The organism is Candidatus Dadabacteria bacterium (assembly GCA_009840385.1).
Classification (GTDB): Bacteria; Desulfobacterota_D; UBA1144; order Nemesobacterales; family Nemesobacteraceae; genus Nemesobacter; species Nemesobacter australis.
In genome coordinates, this window is record VXNX01000005.1 from 80,057 (window position 1) to 96,087 (window position 16,031).

At 49.6% G+C, this 16,031-nt stretch carries 16 protein-coding genes and 1 tRNA gene; 9 read left to right on the plus strand and 8 right to left on the minus strand.

All coding sequences use genetic code 11. From position 1 onward, the window contains the following. The first annotated feature begins 28 nt into the window (after positions 1-28). From F4X55_01855 to rsmI, 7 genes are all read left to right on the plus strand, one after another. The gene (locus F4X55_01855) at positions 29-754 is read left to right on the plus strand and encodes a 1-acyl-sn-glycerol-3-phosphate acyltransferase (GenBank protein MYC39755.1); all 726 of its coding nucleotides are present in this window, start codon (positions 29-31) and stop codon (positions 752-754) included. 98 nt (positions 755-852) lie between these two features. After that, positions 853-2,508, plus strand: coding sequence for a non-ribosomal peptide synthase (locus tag F4X55_01860; protein MYC39756.1), 1,656 nt, complete (start codon positions 853-855; stop codon positions 2,506-2,508). 12 nt (positions 2,509-2,520) lie between these two features. Then, positions 2,521-3,429: an NAD(P)-dependent oxidoreductase gene (locus F4X55_01865; protein ID MYC39757.1), complete on the plus strand. Its 909-nt coding sequence runs from the start codon at positions 2,521-2,523 to the stop codon at positions 3,427-3,429. A 12-nt stretch (positions 3,430-3,441) separates the two neighbouring features. Next, positions 3,442-4,440 (plus strand): YhdH/YhfP family quinone oxidoreductase, encoded by a 999-nt coding sequence (locus F4X55_01870; GenBank protein ID MYC39758.1) that lies wholly within the window; start codon positions 3,442-3,444, stop codon positions 4,438-4,440. A 61-nt stretch (positions 4,441-4,501) separates the two neighbouring features. Then, positions 4,502-4,936, plus strand: a complete 435-nt coding sequence (locus tag F4X55_01875) for a DUF4399 domain-containing protein (GenBank protein ID MYC39759.1) — start codon at positions 4,502-4,504, stop codon at positions 4,934-4,936. A 37-nt stretch (positions 4,937-4,973) separates the two neighbouring features. Then, a tRNA-Ser gene (locus F4X55_01880) sits at positions 4,974-5,056 on the plus strand. Positions 5,057-5,153: 97 nt separating this feature from the next. After that, positions 5,154-5,987 (plus strand): 16S rRNA (cytidine(1402)-2'-O)-methyltransferase, encoded by an 834-nt coding sequence (gene rsmI, locus F4X55_01885; protein ID MYC39760.1) that lies wholly within the window; start codon positions 5,154-5,156, stop codon positions 5,985-5,987. Positions 5,988-6,241: 254 nt separating this feature from the next. On the opposite strand, the gene gatA is transcribed toward rsmI, so the two are convergent. The 4 genes from gatA to F4X55_01905 all read right to left on the minus strand — a co-directional run bounded on the left by gatA (position 6,242) and on the right by F4X55_01905 (position 9,961). Then, on the minus strand, positions 6,242-7,705 hold the full coding sequence (gene gatA / locus F4X55_01890) for an Asp-tRNA(Asn)/Glu-tRNA(Gln) amidotransferase subunit GatA (protein MYC39761.1): 1,464 nt from the start codon (positions 7,703-7,705) through the stop codon (positions 6,242-6,244). 4 nt (positions 7,706-7,709) lie between these two features. Then, the gene (gene gatC / locus F4X55_01895) at positions 7,710-8,006 is read right to left on the minus strand and encodes an Asp-tRNA(Asn)/Glu-tRNA(Gln) amidotransferase subunit GatC (GenBank protein MYC39762.1); all 297 of its coding nucleotides are present in this window, start codon (positions 8,004-8,006) and stop codon (positions 7,710-7,712) included. A 40-nt stretch (positions 8,007-8,046) separates the two neighbouring features. Next, a complete protein-coding gene (gene gshB / locus F4X55_01900; protein MYC39763.1) occupies positions 8,047-9,006 on the minus strand; it encodes a glutathione synthase in 960 nt (319 codons plus the stop codon). An 82-nt stretch (positions 9,007-9,088) separates the two neighbouring features. Next, the gene (locus tag F4X55_01905; GenBank protein ID MYC39764.1) at positions 9,089-9,961 is read right to left on the minus strand and encodes an alpha/beta hydrolase; all 873 of its coding nucleotides are present in this window, start codon (positions 9,959-9,961) and stop codon (positions 9,089-9,091) included. A 102-nt stretch (positions 9,962-10,063) separates the two neighbouring features. On the opposite strand from F4X55_01905, the gene F4X55_01910 reads away from it, so the two are divergent. Then, complete coding sequence (locus F4X55_01910; GenBank protein MYC39765.1) at positions 10,064-10,774, plus strand: endonuclease V; 711 nt, start codon at positions 10,064-10,066, stop codon at positions 10,772-10,774. 25 nt (positions 10,775-10,799) lie between these two features. On the opposite strand, the gene carA is transcribed toward F4X55_01910, so the two are convergent. Next, a complete protein-coding gene (carA, locus tag F4X55_01915; protein MYC39766.1) occupies positions 10,800-11,927 on the minus strand; it encodes a glutamine-hydrolyzing carbamoyl-phosphate synthase small subunit in 1,128 nt (375 codons plus the stop codon). A 199-nt stretch (positions 11,928-12,126) separates the two neighbouring features. Here carA and F4X55_01920 point away from each other — a divergent pair, with 199 nt between their 5' ends. Next, the gene (locus F4X55_01920; protein MYC39767.1) at positions 12,127-13,914 is read left to right on the plus strand and encodes a M3 family oligoendopeptidase; all 1,788 of its coding nucleotides are present in this window, start codon (positions 12,127-12,129) and stop codon (positions 13,912-13,914) included. On the opposite strand, the gene cyoE is transcribed toward F4X55_01920, so the two are convergent. The 3 genes from cyoE to F4X55_01935 are packed head-to-tail and all read right to left on the minus strand — an operon-like array spanning position 13,907 to position 16,023. Next, positions 13,907-14,827 carry a protoheme IX farnesyltransferase gene (gene cyoE / locus F4X55_01925; GenBank protein MYC39768.1) on the minus strand — a complete coding sequence of 307 codons (921 nt, stop codon included), beginning with the start codon at positions 14,825-14,827 and terminating at the stop codon, positions 13,907-13,909. The genes F4X55_01920 and cyoE overlap by 8 nt on opposite strands. A gap of 2 nt (positions 14,828-14,829) precedes the next feature. Further along, positions 14,830-15,699 (minus strand): heme A synthase, encoded by an 870-nt coding sequence (locus F4X55_01930; protein ID MYC39769.1) that lies wholly within the window; start codon positions 15,697-15,699, stop codon positions 14,830-14,832. A 15-nt stretch (positions 15,700-15,714) separates the two neighbouring features. Further along, entirely contained in the window at positions 15,715-16,023 is a 309-nt protein-coding gene (locus tag F4X55_01935) for a hypothetical protein (protein MYC39770.1), read from the minus strand. Positions 16,024-16,031: the final 8 nt, after the last annotated feature.

Genomic DNA, 16,031 nt, shown 5'->3' on the forward strand with positions numbered 1-16,031 from the left:
GTTTACGTGACACGCAAGAGTAGCGTTAATGAAGAAGGCAAGAAGCATTCTGGCGATAATTCTTTTTTCCTTGTTTACTGCATTCTGGGGCTGTGTAGGAATTGTGGTATCGCTTTTGGCCAACAGGCATCTTATAAAATGCTCAGTGCGGCCTTGGGGAAAAACGGTTCTCTGGGCCTGCGGAGTGCGGCTTGACGTAGAGGGGACTGAAAACCTCCCGGATGGCCCCTCCATGGTGATGTTCAACCACCAGAGTTCCCTCGACATACCTGTTTTCTCCGCGGTGCTGCCTTTCGAATGGAAGGCCGTTATGAAGAATGAGGTTGCCTCGATTCCTTTTGTCGGCTGGGTATGCACTCTGAGCGGACATTATTTTGTCGCTAGGGACGGTTCGGTCGGAGATACGAACAGAGTCCGGGAAATCGTAAGGAAAATAAGGAAGGGGCCTTCGGTGATTATAGCCCCCGAGGGCACGAGAAGCGAGGACGGAACTTTGCTTCCTTTTAAGCAGGGCGGTTTTCTTATGGCCTCGCTTTCAAGGGTGCCGGTCGTGCCGATGATCATATGGGGAGGCAAGGATGTAAGAAAAAAGGGTTCCTACGAACTTAATACCGACAGGAATATTGTAGTTAGAATCCTTCCCCCTATAGATACAGCAAGCTTTCCAAAGGGAAAAGAAGGTGGCGAAAAACTTGAGAGTGTTGTTCGGGAAGGGATGCTTCGCGAGATTGAAAAAATCCGTAGCAAGCGTTAAACTCTAGGTTGTCCGGACTGGTTGGAACTTTCGTTTGCTCTGTTTTGTTTGCCCCTGTACCTGTATTCTGATACGGGTTGTGTGAGGTTGTCTTTTTTATGAACGGTTATCAGGGAATTGCAGACTTGGATCTGCATACCATAGCGGCGCTTGCCGGAATGCCGAAGATAAAGAATCTGGTAAATCCCAAGAATCCGGCTGAGATGTCGGAGCGGGTCACGGTGACCTTCAAGCCGCTTCCGAAGAATTACCGGCAGACCGAGATAAGCGCGTACAGGGAAAGACTCAGAAACTCGCTACTCAGTAACGGGGTGAACGTTATTTCCTGGGAAGACGCAACAACCGAGGACAGCTCTTACGGAATGTTCTCGAAGCTTATGGGACTTAGGTCCGTTAAGCGGAAGGTGAATGCCGTAATAGACGTTAAAAAGAAGCTGTCTCCGATCAGATGGTTTCTGAGCAAGATAGCGGAGAATATCTACAGACTTGCCAGAAAAGACAGCCTTTCCGTCAGCAGCATACTCAAAATGAGTGGCTGGGCAGACGATTTCACGGTGGGCTATCTTCAGGATCCTTACAACACTCAAGTTATAACGATAATGTCTCTTGACCCTGAGTTTGAGAACGAGGATACGGCCTATGATGAAAAGATTTCCATAGGGCTGAAAAACCTGATAGCCAACATGTCGGAGATCGTGATAGGGGTTTCACACAGCAAGTTCGGGATAACGAACATGAATCTGTCCGATTCCATCTACGCCCACAATCAGCTTGATGATTTCGTGCTCTATTCGCTTATTCCGAAGATATACGCTCCGATAAAACCGCCCATCCTGACGCGTTTTGCCGTAAGCGAGTACGACCCGCAGGAATTTGAATACGCAAGGAAACTGTCTGCTCTTGGGGCTGATCTCAAAAGTACCGATCTTTTTCCCGCAGGATCAAAATTTGTGGACGCGATAAAGCGCCTATCGCACAGGGACGTGGCGAACAAGATACTTGACGGAAGAACCGGAGTTTCATACGGCTTCATAGCGCTTGCCGAACCTCCCGGATACGTTGGGGACAAATACATTGACGAGGATATGTGGAATTCCCTGCAGGAAATTCCAAATTACAACCCTGACGAGGTAAGGGCAGCTTCAAATGACAGGTGGTATGTTAAGACCATTCCTGGTGACAGGACCGTATATCAGCAGGTTCCAGACATATGGATTGTCACCTCAAGGTCAGGATGTGATAAGACAAACCTGAATCCGGATTCAGACATAGTCAGAATCGGCCTTGTAAAGGGGAAACTTCATCTTGAGATACCGAGAGGAGTCGATCTGGGAAGAAAGGACATAAGACCGTCTTTTGACACTTACGTAATACTCGCCCAGGCGCTTTCCTCCGCTCTTTACGCCCCTTCTCTTATCGAGAAGGAAATGTCGATTCTACATTTCCACGGCTATCCTGATCCATGCTGGTTTGGTGTGAGCGAACACCACGCCGGAGCCCAGAACCCCTCTCTTCCCTGCGGCACCGTGGAAGCTGCTCTTCTTAACTATTCTGCGGTTTACGAGACCGCGACCAAAAATGGCAGCGACATAAAGCTTCTATGTCTCGTTGAATCGGATCATGGAGTTAACGTTCTCGGGCCCGACAGAGAATATCTTGTGCAAAGGCTTCATGCGGGTTCAAGCGAGGGTCGTATCCTCCTTGGTGGGAAATATCTTCCCATGCTTAAGCAGCAAAGCGTCGCATCACAGTAGTTTTCAGCGCAAATGAATGAAATAAGTCCCGAACAAAGTTCGATAGGGTGGATAGGAACGGGGATCATGGGTGCGCCCATGTGCGGACATCTTGTTCGTGCCGGATACCGCGTTTTTGTTTTCAATAGAACTAGGGAAAAGGCTAGGGAACTGCTGAGTGAAGGTGCCATCTGGTGCGACTCTCCCGCCGAGGTTGTCCGCCAAGCCGACGTTATCTTTACCATTGTCGGTTATCCGGATGACGTAAGAGAAGTATATTTCGGTAGCGAGGGTCTTCTGATTGAGCCCGGGCCCGGTCGCGTCTTCGTCGATATGACCACGACCGAACCGACTCTTGCAAGAAAGATATACGAAAAGGCGTCTGGCTTCGGCAGCGCTTCCTTGGACGCCCCGGTCTCCGGGGGAGATGTGGGTGCCGTAAAGGGAGAACTTTCAATAATGGTCGGGGGAGACGAGGAAGTCTTTGGTTCGGTAAAGCCGCTTCTGGATCTTCTAGGAAAAAACATCGTGTACCAGGGGAAAGCGGGTTCCGGTCAGCACGCGAAGATGTGCAACCAGATCACGGTAGCGGGAGTAATGATAGGGATATGCGAGAACTTGATGTACTGTCAGAGGGCAGGGCTGGATCCTCATACAATGCTTCGCTCCGTAGGGAGTGGCGCGGCATCAAGCTGGCTTCTGAACAATCTTGGCCCTAGGATAATGGACGGGGATTTCGACCCGGGCTTTTTCGTCGAGCACTTCATAAAGGACATGGAGATTGCTCTTGGCGAATCGCAGCGTATGGGAATTGATCTTCCTGGGCTTGCCCTTGTTAAATCCCTTTATGAAAGGGCAAGTGCCCTTGGGCACGGAAGGCTTGGAACGCAGGCGCTTTTACTCGCGCTTGATGATCTCTGCGGAGATGAAAACCGCAACTGAAGGAGGTTTCAAATGAGTTCTGATAGCTTCAAGGCAATGGTTGTAAGCAGAACCGAAGATGGAGAATTTACGAGGAAAGTCGCAACCAGACAAATTGACAGCCTGCCCGACGGGGAAGTGCTGTTAAACGTAAAATATTCATCCCTGAACTATAAGGATGCGCTTTCTGCCATAGGAAACAGGGGTGTTACGAAAAATTACCCTCACACTCCAGGTGTTGACGCCGCTGGCGTGGTTGAAGATTCGAAGAGCGGGGAATTTGAGCCCGGAGATAAGGTAATAGTGCATGGCTACGATCTGGGAATGGATACCTCCGGGGGATTCGGACAATACGTGAGGGTTCCGGCCGAATGGGTAGTTAACCTGCCTGAGGGACTCGATCTCAAAGAGTCAATGATGTACGGAACCGCGGGTTTTACCGCGGCGCAATCCGTGCTGAGGATTGTTGAAGGCGGAGTAGGACCGGAGGACGGAAAGATTCTCGTAACCGGGGCGACGGGAGGGGTCGGCAGCATGGCCGTTGCTATTCTGGGAAAAGCCGGCTACAGCGTGACGGCTTCCACTGGAAAACCCGAACAGGGACGGTTTCTGGCGGACCTGGGAGCGGAGGAAGTCATCGGGAGAGAGGATTTGACCGATCCTTCGGGCAGATTGTTGCTTAAGGGACAGTGGGCCGGGGCGGTTGATACCGTGGGCGGAGAAATGCTTGCCACCGCTATTAAGTCCACGAGACAGAGAGGCGTTGTAACCACATGCGGCAACGTTGCTTCCCATGAGCTCAATATAAACGTTTATCCGTTTATATTGAGGGGGATTACGCTCGTGGGCATAGATTCGGCGAGCTGCCCGATGAAAAGAAGAAGACTCGTATGGGAAAAGATGTCAGGCGAGTGGAAGCTTGATATTCTTGAGCGGATGTGCAGGACTGTTTCCCTTGAGGATCTCGACCCCGAGATAGACGTTATACTGAAAGGCGGTCAGGTTGGGAGAGTTGTAGTTGATCTTTCCTGAAAAAAACATGTACTTTAAGCACAGAAATGTTTTCATGGTTAAAATTTTTAGGAGGATGACGATGAGCAGGATATTTCTTTTGTCTTTCATAGCTGTGGCGGTGTCGTGGAACGTGGCTTTTGCCGAAAAGCATTTTTCCGAGTCTCCTCCTGGTGCCAAGGTGTATATAATTTCCCCGAAAGACGGTCAGGTTGTCAGTAAGACCTTTACGGTGAGGTTCGGACTGGTAAATATGGGAGTTGCTCCGGCCGGAGTCAAGCTTCCAAATACTGGGCACCACCATCTGTTGATCGATCTTGATAATCTTCCTGACATGGAAAAACCTCTTGCTTTTAGTGAAAACGTAATGCACTTCGGAGGTGGGCAGACGGAAACAGAGATAACCCTTGCTCCCGGGAAACATACCCTGCGTTTGCTGCTAGGCAATTATTTGCACATACCACATAAACCTCCCGTGCTTTCAGAGAAAATAACTGTTACAGTGAAAGATCAGTGAAGCGCGTCTGGTTTATCTGTATAATCTGATTTTTGCCGGAGGGCTGGCAGAACGGCTATTGCACCGGTCTTGAAAACCGGCGTCCGAAAGGACTTGGGGGTTCGAATCCCTCGCCCTCCGCAACAATTTATGGAAACCATGTTTCTCTGTCTTCGTAGACAAGAAACCTAGTATCGCAAAACCCATCCTAGTATCCGGGTGTTTGCTGAGTGACAGTATGCTTGGAAAGTTTTTCGTGGTCTCTACCCCGATAGGAAATCTTGAAGACATAACTTTGCGGGCTGTGAACATTCTTAAAGATTGTGACGTTATAGCGTGCGAGGATACGAGAAATACAAAAAAACTTCTGGCCCGCTACGGGATTAAGACCTCGCTCACAAGTTATCATGAACATAACGAAGTTGAAAAGTCCCCCAAGCTGCTTGAAAAACTCAAAGAGGGTAAAAACGTGGCGCTTGTCTCGGATGCCGGAACTCCTTCGGTTTCCGACCCGGGTTGGAGGCTTGTGAATCTCTCAATTGAAAACAATATAGAGGTAATTCCCATACCCGGTCCTTCGGCTGTTCTCTCTGCGCTTGTTGTTTCGGGACTTCCCACAGACAGTTTTCTTTTTCTCGGGTTTTTTCCAAGAACCGCTAGCAAAAAGAAAGAGCTTCTAAAGGATATAAAGCACTACCCCTATACCTTAGTTTTCTATGAGTCTGCCAGAAGGCTCTCGGGCACCTTGAGCGTTCTGCTGGAAGTCCTTGGCGAGAGGAATATATGCGTCGCAAGAGAAATGACAAAACTCTATGAAGAGGCTATTCGGGGATCAGTTTCTGAAGTGATTTCCATTCTCTCGGATAGGGGGTCTATCAAAGGAGAAGTGACAGTTGTTCTGGAGGGCAGAAGGGAAGGGCAGAAGGAAATCTCAAAGGAAGAAATGCAAAAGACTCTGCGTGCGATGAAAGAGCGCGGGGTTGCTCTCAGCGACGCTGTCCGCACGGTCTGCGAATCCTCCGGGGAATCAAAAAACAGCGTATACAGAATGGCCCTGGCAATCTGGAGATAGCAAGCTACTTTTGTTTTGAGCGCTTATCAGCTATTGAGCCGCTTACCTTTACCTGTTTTTCCATTTTTGATTTTTTCCCCACGGCCTCGGCCTGAATATTCGACTTACATGACTCGCATATAAAGTCAGGAGATGGCTTGCCGCACACAGTGCACTTTTTCTCTTTAGTCATAACCCGTCCTCCTGTTTCGGGAAAAGAGTTCTATATTTCGATAATAACATGTTTTTCCGCCGACGTGTATGCCGAGCTGCGATTATCCAAGTGGGGAGACTTCTTTTTCGTACCATTTCGTGCTCTGCTCGTAGGCGTACGCGGCATTGAGCACCGTCTGCTCGTCAAACGGTTTTCCCATTATCTGAAGTCCTATCGGAAGCCTCTCGGAGCTGAATCCGCAGGGAATCGATATTCCCGGCAGTCCCGCTATATTGCAGGGGATGGTGAGTATGTCGGACAGATACATTTTCAGTGGGTCGTCTGTTTTCTCACCGATTCTGAAGGCGGTTTCAGGAGAAGTGGCGCTCGCTATGACGTCAACTTTTTCCCACGCATCCTCGAAATCCCTTATTATGAGGGTTCTTGCCTTCTGTGCTTTTAGGTAATAGGCATCGTAATAGCCCGTGGAAAGGGCGTAGGTTCCAAGCATTATCCTTCTTTTCACCTCATCTCCGAATCCTTCTGAGCGACTTCTGAAAAAAAGATCTCTGAGGGTCTCTGCTTCTTCGCAACGGTAGGTGTATCTTACCCCGTCGTATCTGGCGAGATTCGAGCTTGCCTCCGAGGGGGCTATTATATAGTAGGTTGAGACCGCGTACCGGGAGTGAGGAAGTGAAATCTCCACGATTTGTGCTCCTAGTGTCTCAAGTTCGGCAATAGCTTCTCGCACGGATTTTTCCACCTCGGGGTCCATGCCCGAAACGAAGTATTCCTTCGGTATGCCTACCCGGAGCCCCTTTATGTCTGTGCTGAGCGCGTCTGCGTAATTGGCAGCCGGGAGATTTACGGATGTTGAGTCCAGAGGGTCATGGCCCGCTATGGAAGAAAGAATTACGGCTGCGTCCTCCACCGTTTTCGTAAGCGGTCCCGCTTGGTCAAGGGAAGAGGCAAAAGCGATCATGCCGAAACGGCTTACCCTTCCATAAGTGGGCTTCATTCCTACTACTCCGCAAAGCGAACCGGGCTGCCTTATGGAGCCTCCGGTGTCCGTTCCTACTGACGCGACACACAGGTTTGCCGCCGTCGCGGCAGCGCTGCCCCCGCTTGATCCTCCTGGGACCCTTTCGGTATCCCAAGGGTTTTTTACCGGTCCGAAGTGGGATGTTTCGTTTGAAGATCCCATGGCGAATTCGTCCATGTTGTTCTTTCCGAGTATTACCGAACCGCTTGCCGTGAGTTTTTCGGCCACGGTGGAATTATAGGGGGAGACAAAATCCCGCAGCATCTTCGACCCGCAGGTAGTCCGCGAGTCTTTTGTCACGAAGATATCCTTAAGCGCTATGGGAACTCCATGGAGAGGGCCTAGGTAATTTCCTTTGGATATTTCTTTTTCGGCCTTTCGTGCAGTCTCGACGGCTGCTTCTTCCCAGACGGTTATGTATGAGTTTATTTTCCCGTCATGGGTGGATATGCGCTTTAGGAAAAGTTCAGTGAGTTCTACCGGGGAAGCTTCTCTTTTTTCTATCAGCGCCGCTGTCTCTTTTATGGTTCTTGGAAGGGACATCGGGCTAGCTCTGATCCTCTATGACTTTGGGAACCGTGAAAAAACCGTCCTCTTTACTTGGTGCGTTACTAAGGGCTTCTTCGGTTGTTATGGTCTGATTCACCCGGTCTTTTCGAAAAGGGATTGAGAGTTCGAGCACGTGCGATGTGGGTTCGACGTTTTCCGTGTCGAGTTCGGCAAGATCTTCTATGTGGACGAGGATATCTCCAAGCTGGCGTGTGAATTTCGAGAGCGTCTCTTCATCGAATTCTAGCCTTGCGAGTTCGGCTGTGGTTAGCACGTCCTTTTTTGATATCTTCATGTTTGAAATCCTTATGCGGGCCTTTCTCTCGGAGTCGTTTTTAACTGTTCGCGGGAGGCCTGCAGATAATGTCCTCCGCAAAGTCGACTATCTGCGATTCAAGCTTTACCCCGCTGAAAAAATTTATTTCCTGAACGCATGTAGGGCTCGTGGTGTTGACTTCGGTCAGATACCCTCCGACTATGTCGATTCCAACTAGGTAAAGCCGGTCCTCCATGAGTTTTTGTCGAAGACCGTCGCATATTTCCAGGTCTCTTTTCGTAAGCGTGGTTTTTTCGGGATGTCCTCCGGAGTGAAAATTGCTTCTGAATTCTCCCTTCGCGGCTACCCTCATCACGGCTCCTATGGGCTGGCCGTTTAGAATTATAACCCTTTTATCTCCTTCGGAGACCTCCCTTATAAATTTCTGGGCCATCACGTAGGTCTGCCCGAAATCCGTTATGCTCTCGAGTATCACGTTGAGGTTAGGGTCCTCGGTCCTTACGAGGAAAATTCCTTCCCCGCCGTAACCGTCAAGCGGTTTTACCACCATTTCGTTGCCTGTCTGGGAAAGAAACTCCCTGAGCTTTTTGATGTCTTTTGAAACCAGTGTCGGGGGTATATAATCGGCGAAATTGAGGCTGTACATTTTCTCGTTCGATTCCCTTATTCCGGCCGGATGGTTGATCACGCACGTTGCGGATTCGTCAACCCTGCTGAGTATGTAGGTTGAGTAGATGTAGTCCATGTTGAAAGGGGGGTCTTTCCTCATCCATACAACGTCGAAGTCGTCAAGCGGAGAAGTTTCCGTGGAACCCTTAGCGTAGTAATCGCTTTTCCTCTCAAGGCGAAGTTCTGTTGAATCCGCCCATGCCCTCGAGTCCTTGACGAAAAGATTTTGAATCTCGCAGTAGCGGATATCATGCCCTCTCGCTTGGCATTCGAGCATTATGACGAAGGTGGTGTCCTTATTTATGTTTATGGACTCGATCGGGTCCATTACGAAAAGCATTTTCGACATGCTGATACTCTATACAAAATAGTATTGGCGGACAACATCCCGGCGAGGAGAGAAGTGGCTCAGACGGCCTTGAAAAATCCAGTTATCCGAAAAATGACAACAGCTCTGCGGAAGTCTCTTGGGGTTTTTCCTCTGGGAGAAAATGGCCGCAGTCAAGCGGTTTCCCTGAAACGTTGAGCGCTTTTTTTCTCCATACTTCAAGCACATCGTAGGTTCTGTGAATGAACCCCTTTTTTCCCCAGAGAGCGAGAAGCGGACACGTTATTTTAGCGTCCGAGTCTTCTTCGTCGTGAGCAATATCTATGGAGGCCGCGGCCCTGTAGTCTTCGCAACTCGCGTGGACAGCGCGCGGGTCGCTGAAACAACGTACGTACTCTTTCACGGCCTCGGGATGGAACTTAGCTCCGGGGGCGCTCCAGCGTCTGAGTTTTTCAAGAAGATAGTATTCCGGGTCCGCCCCTATCATTTTCTCTGGGAGTCCGTCGGGCTGGATAAGGAAAAACCAGTGATAGTAACCCGTGGCAAAATGGCGGTCGGCGGTTTCAAACATGTGGTGGGTAGGAGCTATATCCATGACGCAGGCCTTCCGGACCTTCTCAGGGTGATCAAGGCACATGCGGTGAAGTACCCTTGCTCCCCTGTCGTGTCCAGCGACGTAGAATTCACGAAATCCTAAATCTTTCATCACGGAGACCATGTCCGCTGCCATGGCTCTTTTCGAATAATTTGAATGATCTTCTTTCCCGGTAGGCTTGGAGCTGTCTCCATAACCCCGAAGATCGGGACACACCACCAGAAAGTTCGAGGCGAGCATACCTGCTACCTCGTGCCACATGATGTGGGTCTGCGGGTAGCCATGGAGGAGAAGTAGAGGTTCTCCTTTTCCTCCACAAACAGTGTTTATCTCGATTCCATTAATCTGGATTCTGCGTTTTTTAAAATCCTCACCGAACATGTCTTCAGATATTTTAATTGAATCGAAGGGTTATTCACAGTAAACGGACAGGTAGTATCTGTTATGTGAAATAAGGGAAACTCCCACATATATTCTGGTGCTATGAGTTCTACGGGCGACTTGATAAAAGACCTTGACGTGCTTTATTCTGCGGAACCTCCGTCCATTAAGGAAGCTTTTCGTATTCAGAAAGAGCTTTCACAGAGGGTTGTACGAACCGCTAAGGCGAAGCGTATTAGCACGATTGCCGGCGCCGATATCGCTATCTGCGTTAGGGAGAAAAAGCTTGTCTGCGGAATAATTCTTTTTTCCTATCCCGAACTTGAAGAGATCGAGAGGGTGTGGACTGTGTCGGATGAGGTGTTCCCTTATGTCCCGGGGCTTCTTGGTTTCAGGGAAGCTCCTTGTGTCATAAAGACCTTCGGTAAGCTTCGAGAGCGCTGTGACATGATTATGATAGATGGACACGGCCTTGCTCATCCAAGAGGTTTTGGCCTTGCTTGTCACGTAGGGGTTCTGCTAGATATTCCGGCAGTTGGTGTCGCTAAAAAATGTCTTTACGGAACTTTTGTGGAACCGGGACTCAAAAAAGGTGAAAAGGCGTTAATAAGGGGGAAGAACCGCAATATCGTCGGCGTCGCTTTGAGAACTAGGGATAGAGTGAAGCCGGTTTTCGTATCTGTTGGGAACAGAACCGACCTTGATACGGCTGTTATGATTGCTCTTGAGTGCTCCCGGGGCCTTAGGATTCCCGAGCCTACCAGACTTGCCGATAAATACGTCGCTTCGCTAAAGAGACAAGCTCGTGGGTAAATATCTGTCTCAACACCTTCGACGTTTAGGAAGAGAAATTCTCCATCATCCTGATGAAGTTTCCGAAAAGATAGGAGGAGTCATGCGGTCCGGGCGAGGCTTCGGGGTGATACTGGACGCAGGATAGGGGATATTCCTTGTGCTCTAGTCCCTCGACGGTCTGATCGTTCAGATTTATATGGGAGATAGCGACGTTACTTTCAAGCGAATCGGGATCCACTGCGAAGCCGTGATTCTGCGAAGTTATTTCCACCTTTCCCGTTGCAAGATTTTTAACCGGCTGGTTTCCTCCGCGGTGCCCGAATTTAAGCTTGAAAGTTTTTCCTCCGAGCGCGAGACTCAGGATTTGATGTCCCAGACAGATTCCGAAAATAGGTTTTTTCCCGATGAGTTTTCTTACGTTTTTGGAAGCGTATTTGACCGCGGCCGGGTCCCCGGGCCCGTTTGAGAGAAAAATTCCGTCGGGGTCAAAAGCCAGTATGTCCTTAGGATCTGTTTTCGACGGAAAAACCATCGTATCGCATCCAAGATCGTAAAGCTCCCTGAGGATGTTCCTCTTTATTCCGAAGTCATAGACGGCGACCCTGAATCTTTTGGAGGGTTCGGGGTCACTGTTCCTGCCGTAGCGCCACTTTCCCGTCCCTTCCTTCCATGCGTAAGGCTGCGCACAGCTTACTTCCGTCACCAAGTCGCGCCCGACTATTCCCGGCGATGATTCGACTCTTTCGATCAGAGCTTCCGGGCTTGTTTCAGCCGTTGAGATAATTCCCTTGATCGCTCCTCCGATCCGTATGATCCTTGTAAGTTCCCTTGTGTCGATTCCCTGTATGCCGGGTATTCCATGTCTTGATAGGAAGTCGCCTAGGCTTTCCTTTGATCTCCAATTGCTTGGATGATCCCAGTATTCTTTCACGACAAAACCGCTTAGGTGGGGCTTTTCTGATTCGAAATCTTCGGGGTTGATTCCGTAGTTACCTATCTCAGGATAGGTCATTACAATAATCTGACCGTTGTAAGAAGGATCCGTGAGTATTTCCTGGTAACCCGTTAAGGAAGTATTGAAAACAACTTCACCGGCTGCCTCTCCATGGGCTCCGAAGCTTGTGCCTTCAAATACTTTGCCGCCTTCAAGTGCGAGGTAAGCTTTTTTCATTATTCCGGGGGTTAAAATATATACGCCTGTGGTAATGTCAAATGCTTTATTCCCACGGAAGCCGACACGACGGGTTGAGAAATACCCTAGGGATGAAACAGGTTTATTCCAATTAGCAGATTCTGTTGTATTATTTGTGGTCTGAAAAAGCTTTTACGGCGGAAATCTCGCTACGGACCAAAGCTCGGAGAATACAGATATGAACTGGGATCTAACTTCTTATTTCCCCGAATTTCAGGGGCCAGAGTATAAAGAATTCAAAGAAAATCTTTCCGCCGGCATAAAAAGTCTTGACGAGAAGGCCTCGGCTTCTGATCCTCTTTGCGGCGAAAACCTCGAGTTCTGGAAAGATGTTTTTCTGGAAACAGAAGGCTTTATAAGTAGATATTCCCATATACGTTCTTACGTAGGGTGTCTCAGCGCTTCGGATTCTAACCGGGAGGACTACCTGCGCGAGGAGGCGGCCATCTCGCTTCTCGGCTCCGATCTCGAGAAGCTTGAAGTTCAGTTGCAAAGAGCGCTTCGGGACGCCGACGAAGACCTGATTTCAGAATTTACTTTTCTTCCGGATATAGAGTCGGCTTCCTACTACGTAAGGCGCGTCTGGCGAAATTCCCGGTTCACCATGTCTGCTCCCAAGGAAATTCTGGCCTCGGAACTGGGAGTCGACGGGATAAGCGCCTGGGGCCGGATCTACGATACCGTCTCTTCCAAGATGACGTTTGAGATGGTCTATCCAGACGGGACAAAGAAAAGGCTTCCCATGTCCCAGAGAAGGTCGCTCATGGAGAGTCCTCATAGGGAGATACGCAAAGCCGCTTTTTCCGGCGGCAACGCGGCCTGGGAAAGTCTTGAAGACGTGGCTGCCGCGGCCATAAACGCCATATCGGGAACCAGGCATACGCTTTACAGGCACAGGGAGATTGATCATTTTCTTAACGTGGCGCTTTTTGACGCCGCAGTCTCGAAACAGACTCTGGATTCAATGATGGAGGCTATTCGGGACACAGTCGAGCTTCCAAGAAGCATACTGAGACTCAAGGCCGAGACAATGGGGCTTGACGGGGTATCGTGGTACGATCTGGGGGCTCCTATCGATCTGGGGAAGACCGGCGGGGTTGAGTGGAGCGGGGCGAAATCAATGGTTTCTGATTCCTTTTCCGCGGCTTATCCGCGCCTTGGCGATTTTTTTGACCACGTATGCCGGAGTGAATGGATAGACTGGGAAGTAAGGGATGGGAAAAGGCCAGGGGGTTTCTGCACGGGTTCTCTTCTCACCGGAGAGTCAAGGATATTCATGACCTACAACGCCGGTGTGGGCGACATACTTACCCTAGCTCACGAGGCGGGTCACGCATTTCATTCTCACGTAATGAGAGACCTTCGTTCCTACGCTCAGTTCTACCCCATGACGCTTGCCGAAACCGCCTCGACTTTCGGGGAAATGCTGCTTGCAGAAGGACTGCTGCGCGATCCTTCGACGAGCGTTGAGGACAAGGTGCTTGTGAGGGACACGGAAGTAAATCACGGGGCCATATATCTACTCGACATCCCGGTCAGGTATGAGTTTGAAAGAAAGCTCTACGAGCGGCGTGCCGCGGGGGAACTGACCGTAAGCGAGCTAAAAGAACTTATGACCGAGACTCAGAAGGAAATTTTCGGGGACGTGCTCTTGGAATGCGATCCGTTTTTCTGGGCCTCGAAACTTCATTTCTACATAACGGGAGTCAGTTTCTATAATTTCCCCTACACCTTCGGCTACCTTTTGAGCAGGGCTCTTTTCGAAAAATTCAGGCAGTACGGAGAGGAATTTATTCCCGTCTACGAAGAGTTTCTCAGGCTCACGGGCTCGGATGACGCCGAGGGAGCCGTTAAGAGGTCCATTGGGGATGATATAACGAGCAAAGATTTCTGGAAAGAGGCGATCCTCACCCTTTCGCGGCCGCTTGAGGAGCTAAAAGGGCTTCTGCCCTCGGTCACTACATAAGGTTTCCAATGACTCTTTCCACGGGAGACATTGATTTAATCAGTATGTCGACCACTATGCCGAGCATTATTAGAAGCATGTAGATGATTGAAGCCGAGAATGCCTTTCCATAGCCGCGGTTGGCGAAAACGCTTCTTACTACCAGATAATTGAAATATATTCCCGCCATTGCCGCGAAAGCCGCAAAATAGACCGTGTTTGTTCCCGTAAGCCAGAGTATGAAAGTCAGGGGTATGAGGGAGAGGGAGTAGATAAGTATCAGCATGTTCGTGTACTTTGTGCCCAGGGCCACTGGAAGAACGTTTATTCCGGCTCTTTCGTAATCCTTTCTGTATTTCTGTGCGAGCACCCAGAAGTGGGGAGGTTGCCAGAGCATCATGAATATGAATACGATTATCGCGTCAAGTTGCGGGACGGGTTTTATCGCGGTGTAACCTATGAGCACTGGGAGGGCGCCCGGTATTCCCCCGAGGACGGTACCGAAAGGGGAGGTCCTTTTGAGAAAAAGGGTGTAGATTAGCGTATAGCTAAGAATCGCCAGGAGAATAAGAGCCGCGTTTACGTAGTTAAAGTAGGAAATCGATACGGTAAGGGCCACGACCATCATAAGTATCGAGATTGCCCATGCATTCCGGTCTCCGAGGGTTCTCAGAGCTTCCACCCTTTTGTTAAGGCGGGTCATCTGCCTGTCGATTTTCTTGTCGAGCAGGTTGTTCAGAATCGCCGCTCCCCCGGCGCTGAGAAGAAGCGAGGCGACACACAGAAAAACCACCTGCCCGGAAGGGAAGGCGCGATTGGCTATCACCATCCCGGCAAGGCCCGTGAACGCCACGCTCATGATTATTCCGGGCTTTGAGAGAATAACGGCGGAAACCGCCATGGTTCCCACAGATTTTTTCTCCGTTTCCTCCATATCTAGAAAGCTCCTTTGGTGACACTGTTTTTACTTATATACCTGAACCAGGTTAGGAGGCAGAGAGAAAGTATGAGAAGACCGATTGCGAGATGAACGGCGGTGACGTAAAAGACAAGCTTTGAGGTTACGACCAGAATTCCGAGTCCGATCTGCAGAAAAAGCAGGGCAACGGCCCATGACATGTTTTTTCGGGCTTCCTTAAGTCTTTCGGATTTTCTTGAGATAAACATTACGCCGATAAATAACACCGTAAGAAGGTAGGCGACTGTCCTGTGCGAGAAATGTGCCAGCACCTTGCCCGAAAGTTCAGGTGGAATCCAGTAGCCTAGGCAAGTGGGAAAATCAGGGCACGCGAGCCCCGCCTCCAGATGTCTTACGTATGCCCCCAGAGAGGCCTGGATGAATACAAGCACAAAAAGCGCGAAAAAAAGTCCGGCTGGACCCGAAAAATGGAAATCAGGTTTCCGCCTGACGCCGTCAAAGTACACCATGTAGAGGGTAATCGAAAATATTATTATGGCGTTTGTGAAATGAATCGTCGTCAGATTCACGGGAAGCTTGGCGAGAACTACGATTCCCCCGAGCACTATCTGAAACAGAAGAAGCAGAACTACCAGCAGCGGAAGTATTCTGTAATTTTTTTTGTACGCGCGGAACCTTCTGTAACACAGGATGAAAAGTACTATGGACGTTATGCCGCCTATTACTCGGTGGGAAAACTCGACGTATATGTCCCACCTGAAAGGCGGAATAATCTCCCCGTGGCAGAGCGGCCAGTCGGGACAGGCGAGTCCGGCCTTGAGTCCCGATACCGCGTTTCCCCAGATAAGAAGTATGAACAGAAGGGCTAGAGCGGTCTTTGCAAGCATGCCTGTTTTTTATTGCTACTTTATTACCGGCACCCTTGTAAAGGTTTCCATTATGGTGAAACCGATGAGGAGAAAAAGCAGAAAAAGAGGATAAAGAGCGTATATCCACGTGAGCTTGTCTTCGAATTTAAGATGCATGAAATAAAGGGCGACGATTGATGCCTTTATTGAAGCTATAAACATGGCGACGACGATGTTGAGGTCGCCGAAATCGAACTTTGCGACGTATACCGTAACCGCCGTTAGGACAAACAGTGCGAGACATACTGCGGCGTATACCCGCAGACCAGTATGATGTTCCTCAGTGTGGTTGTGTGTGCTCATTTTCTTTC

Coding starts and splice junctions, on each gene's coding strand:
- F4X55_01870 (MYC39758.1), top strand. CDS start 3,442: ATGAGTTCTGATAGCTTCAAGGCAATGGTTGTAAGCAGAACCGAAGAT.
- F4X55_01905 (MYC39764.1), bottom strand. CDS start 9,961: ATGTTCGGTGAGGATTTTAAAAAACGCAGAATCCAGATTAATGGAATC.
- F4X55_01920 (MYC39767.1), top strand. CDS start 12,127: ATGAACTGGGATCTAACTTCTTATTTCCCCGAATTTCAGGGGCCAGAG.
- F4X55_01935 (MYC39770.1), bottom strand. CDS start 16,023: ATGAGCACACACAACCACACTGAGGAACATCATACTGGTCTGCGGGTA.
- F4X55_01860 (MYC39756.1), top strand. CDS start 853: ATGAACGGTTATCAGGGAATTGCAGACTTGGATCTGCATACCATAGCG.
- carA (MYC39766.1), bottom strand. CDS start 11,927: ATGAAAAAAGCTTACCTCGCACTTGAAGGCGGCAAAGTATTTGAAGGC.
- F4X55_01875 (MYC39759.1), top strand. CDS start 4,502: ATGAGCAGGATATTTCTTTTGTCTTTCATAGCTGTGGCGGTGTCGTGG.
- F4X55_01910 (MYC39765.1), top strand. CDS start 10,064: ATGAGTTCTACGGGCGACTTGATAAAAGACCTTGACGTGCTTTATTCT.
- gatA (MYC39761.1), bottom strand. CDS start 7,705: ATGTCCCTTCCAAGAACCATAAAAGAGACAGCGGCGCTGATAGAAAAA.
- rsmI (MYC39760.1), top strand. CDS start 5,154: ATGCTTGGAAAGTTTTTCGTGGTCTCTACCCCGATAGGAAATCTTGAA.
- cyoE (MYC39768.1), bottom strand. CDS start 14,827: ATGGAGGAAACGGAGAAAAAATCTGTGGGAACCATGGCGGTTTCCGCC.
- gshB (MYC39763.1), bottom strand. CDS start 9,006: ATGTCGAAAATGCTTTTCGTAATGGACCCGATCGAGTCCATAAACATA.
- F4X55_01855 (MYC39755.1), top strand. CDS start 29: ATGAAGAAGGCAAGAAGCATTCTGGCGATAATTCTTTTTTCCTTGTTT.
- F4X55_01865 (MYC39757.1), top strand. CDS start 2,521: ATGAATGAAATAAGTCCCGAACAAAGTTCGATAGGGTGGATAGGAACG.
- gatC (MYC39762.1), bottom strand. CDS start 8,006: ATGAAGATATCAAAAAAGGACGTGCTAACCACAGCCGAACTCGCAAGG.
- F4X55_01930 (MYC39769.1), bottom strand. CDS start 15,699: ATGCTTGCAAAGACCGCTCTAGCCCTTCTGTTCATACTTCTTATCTGG.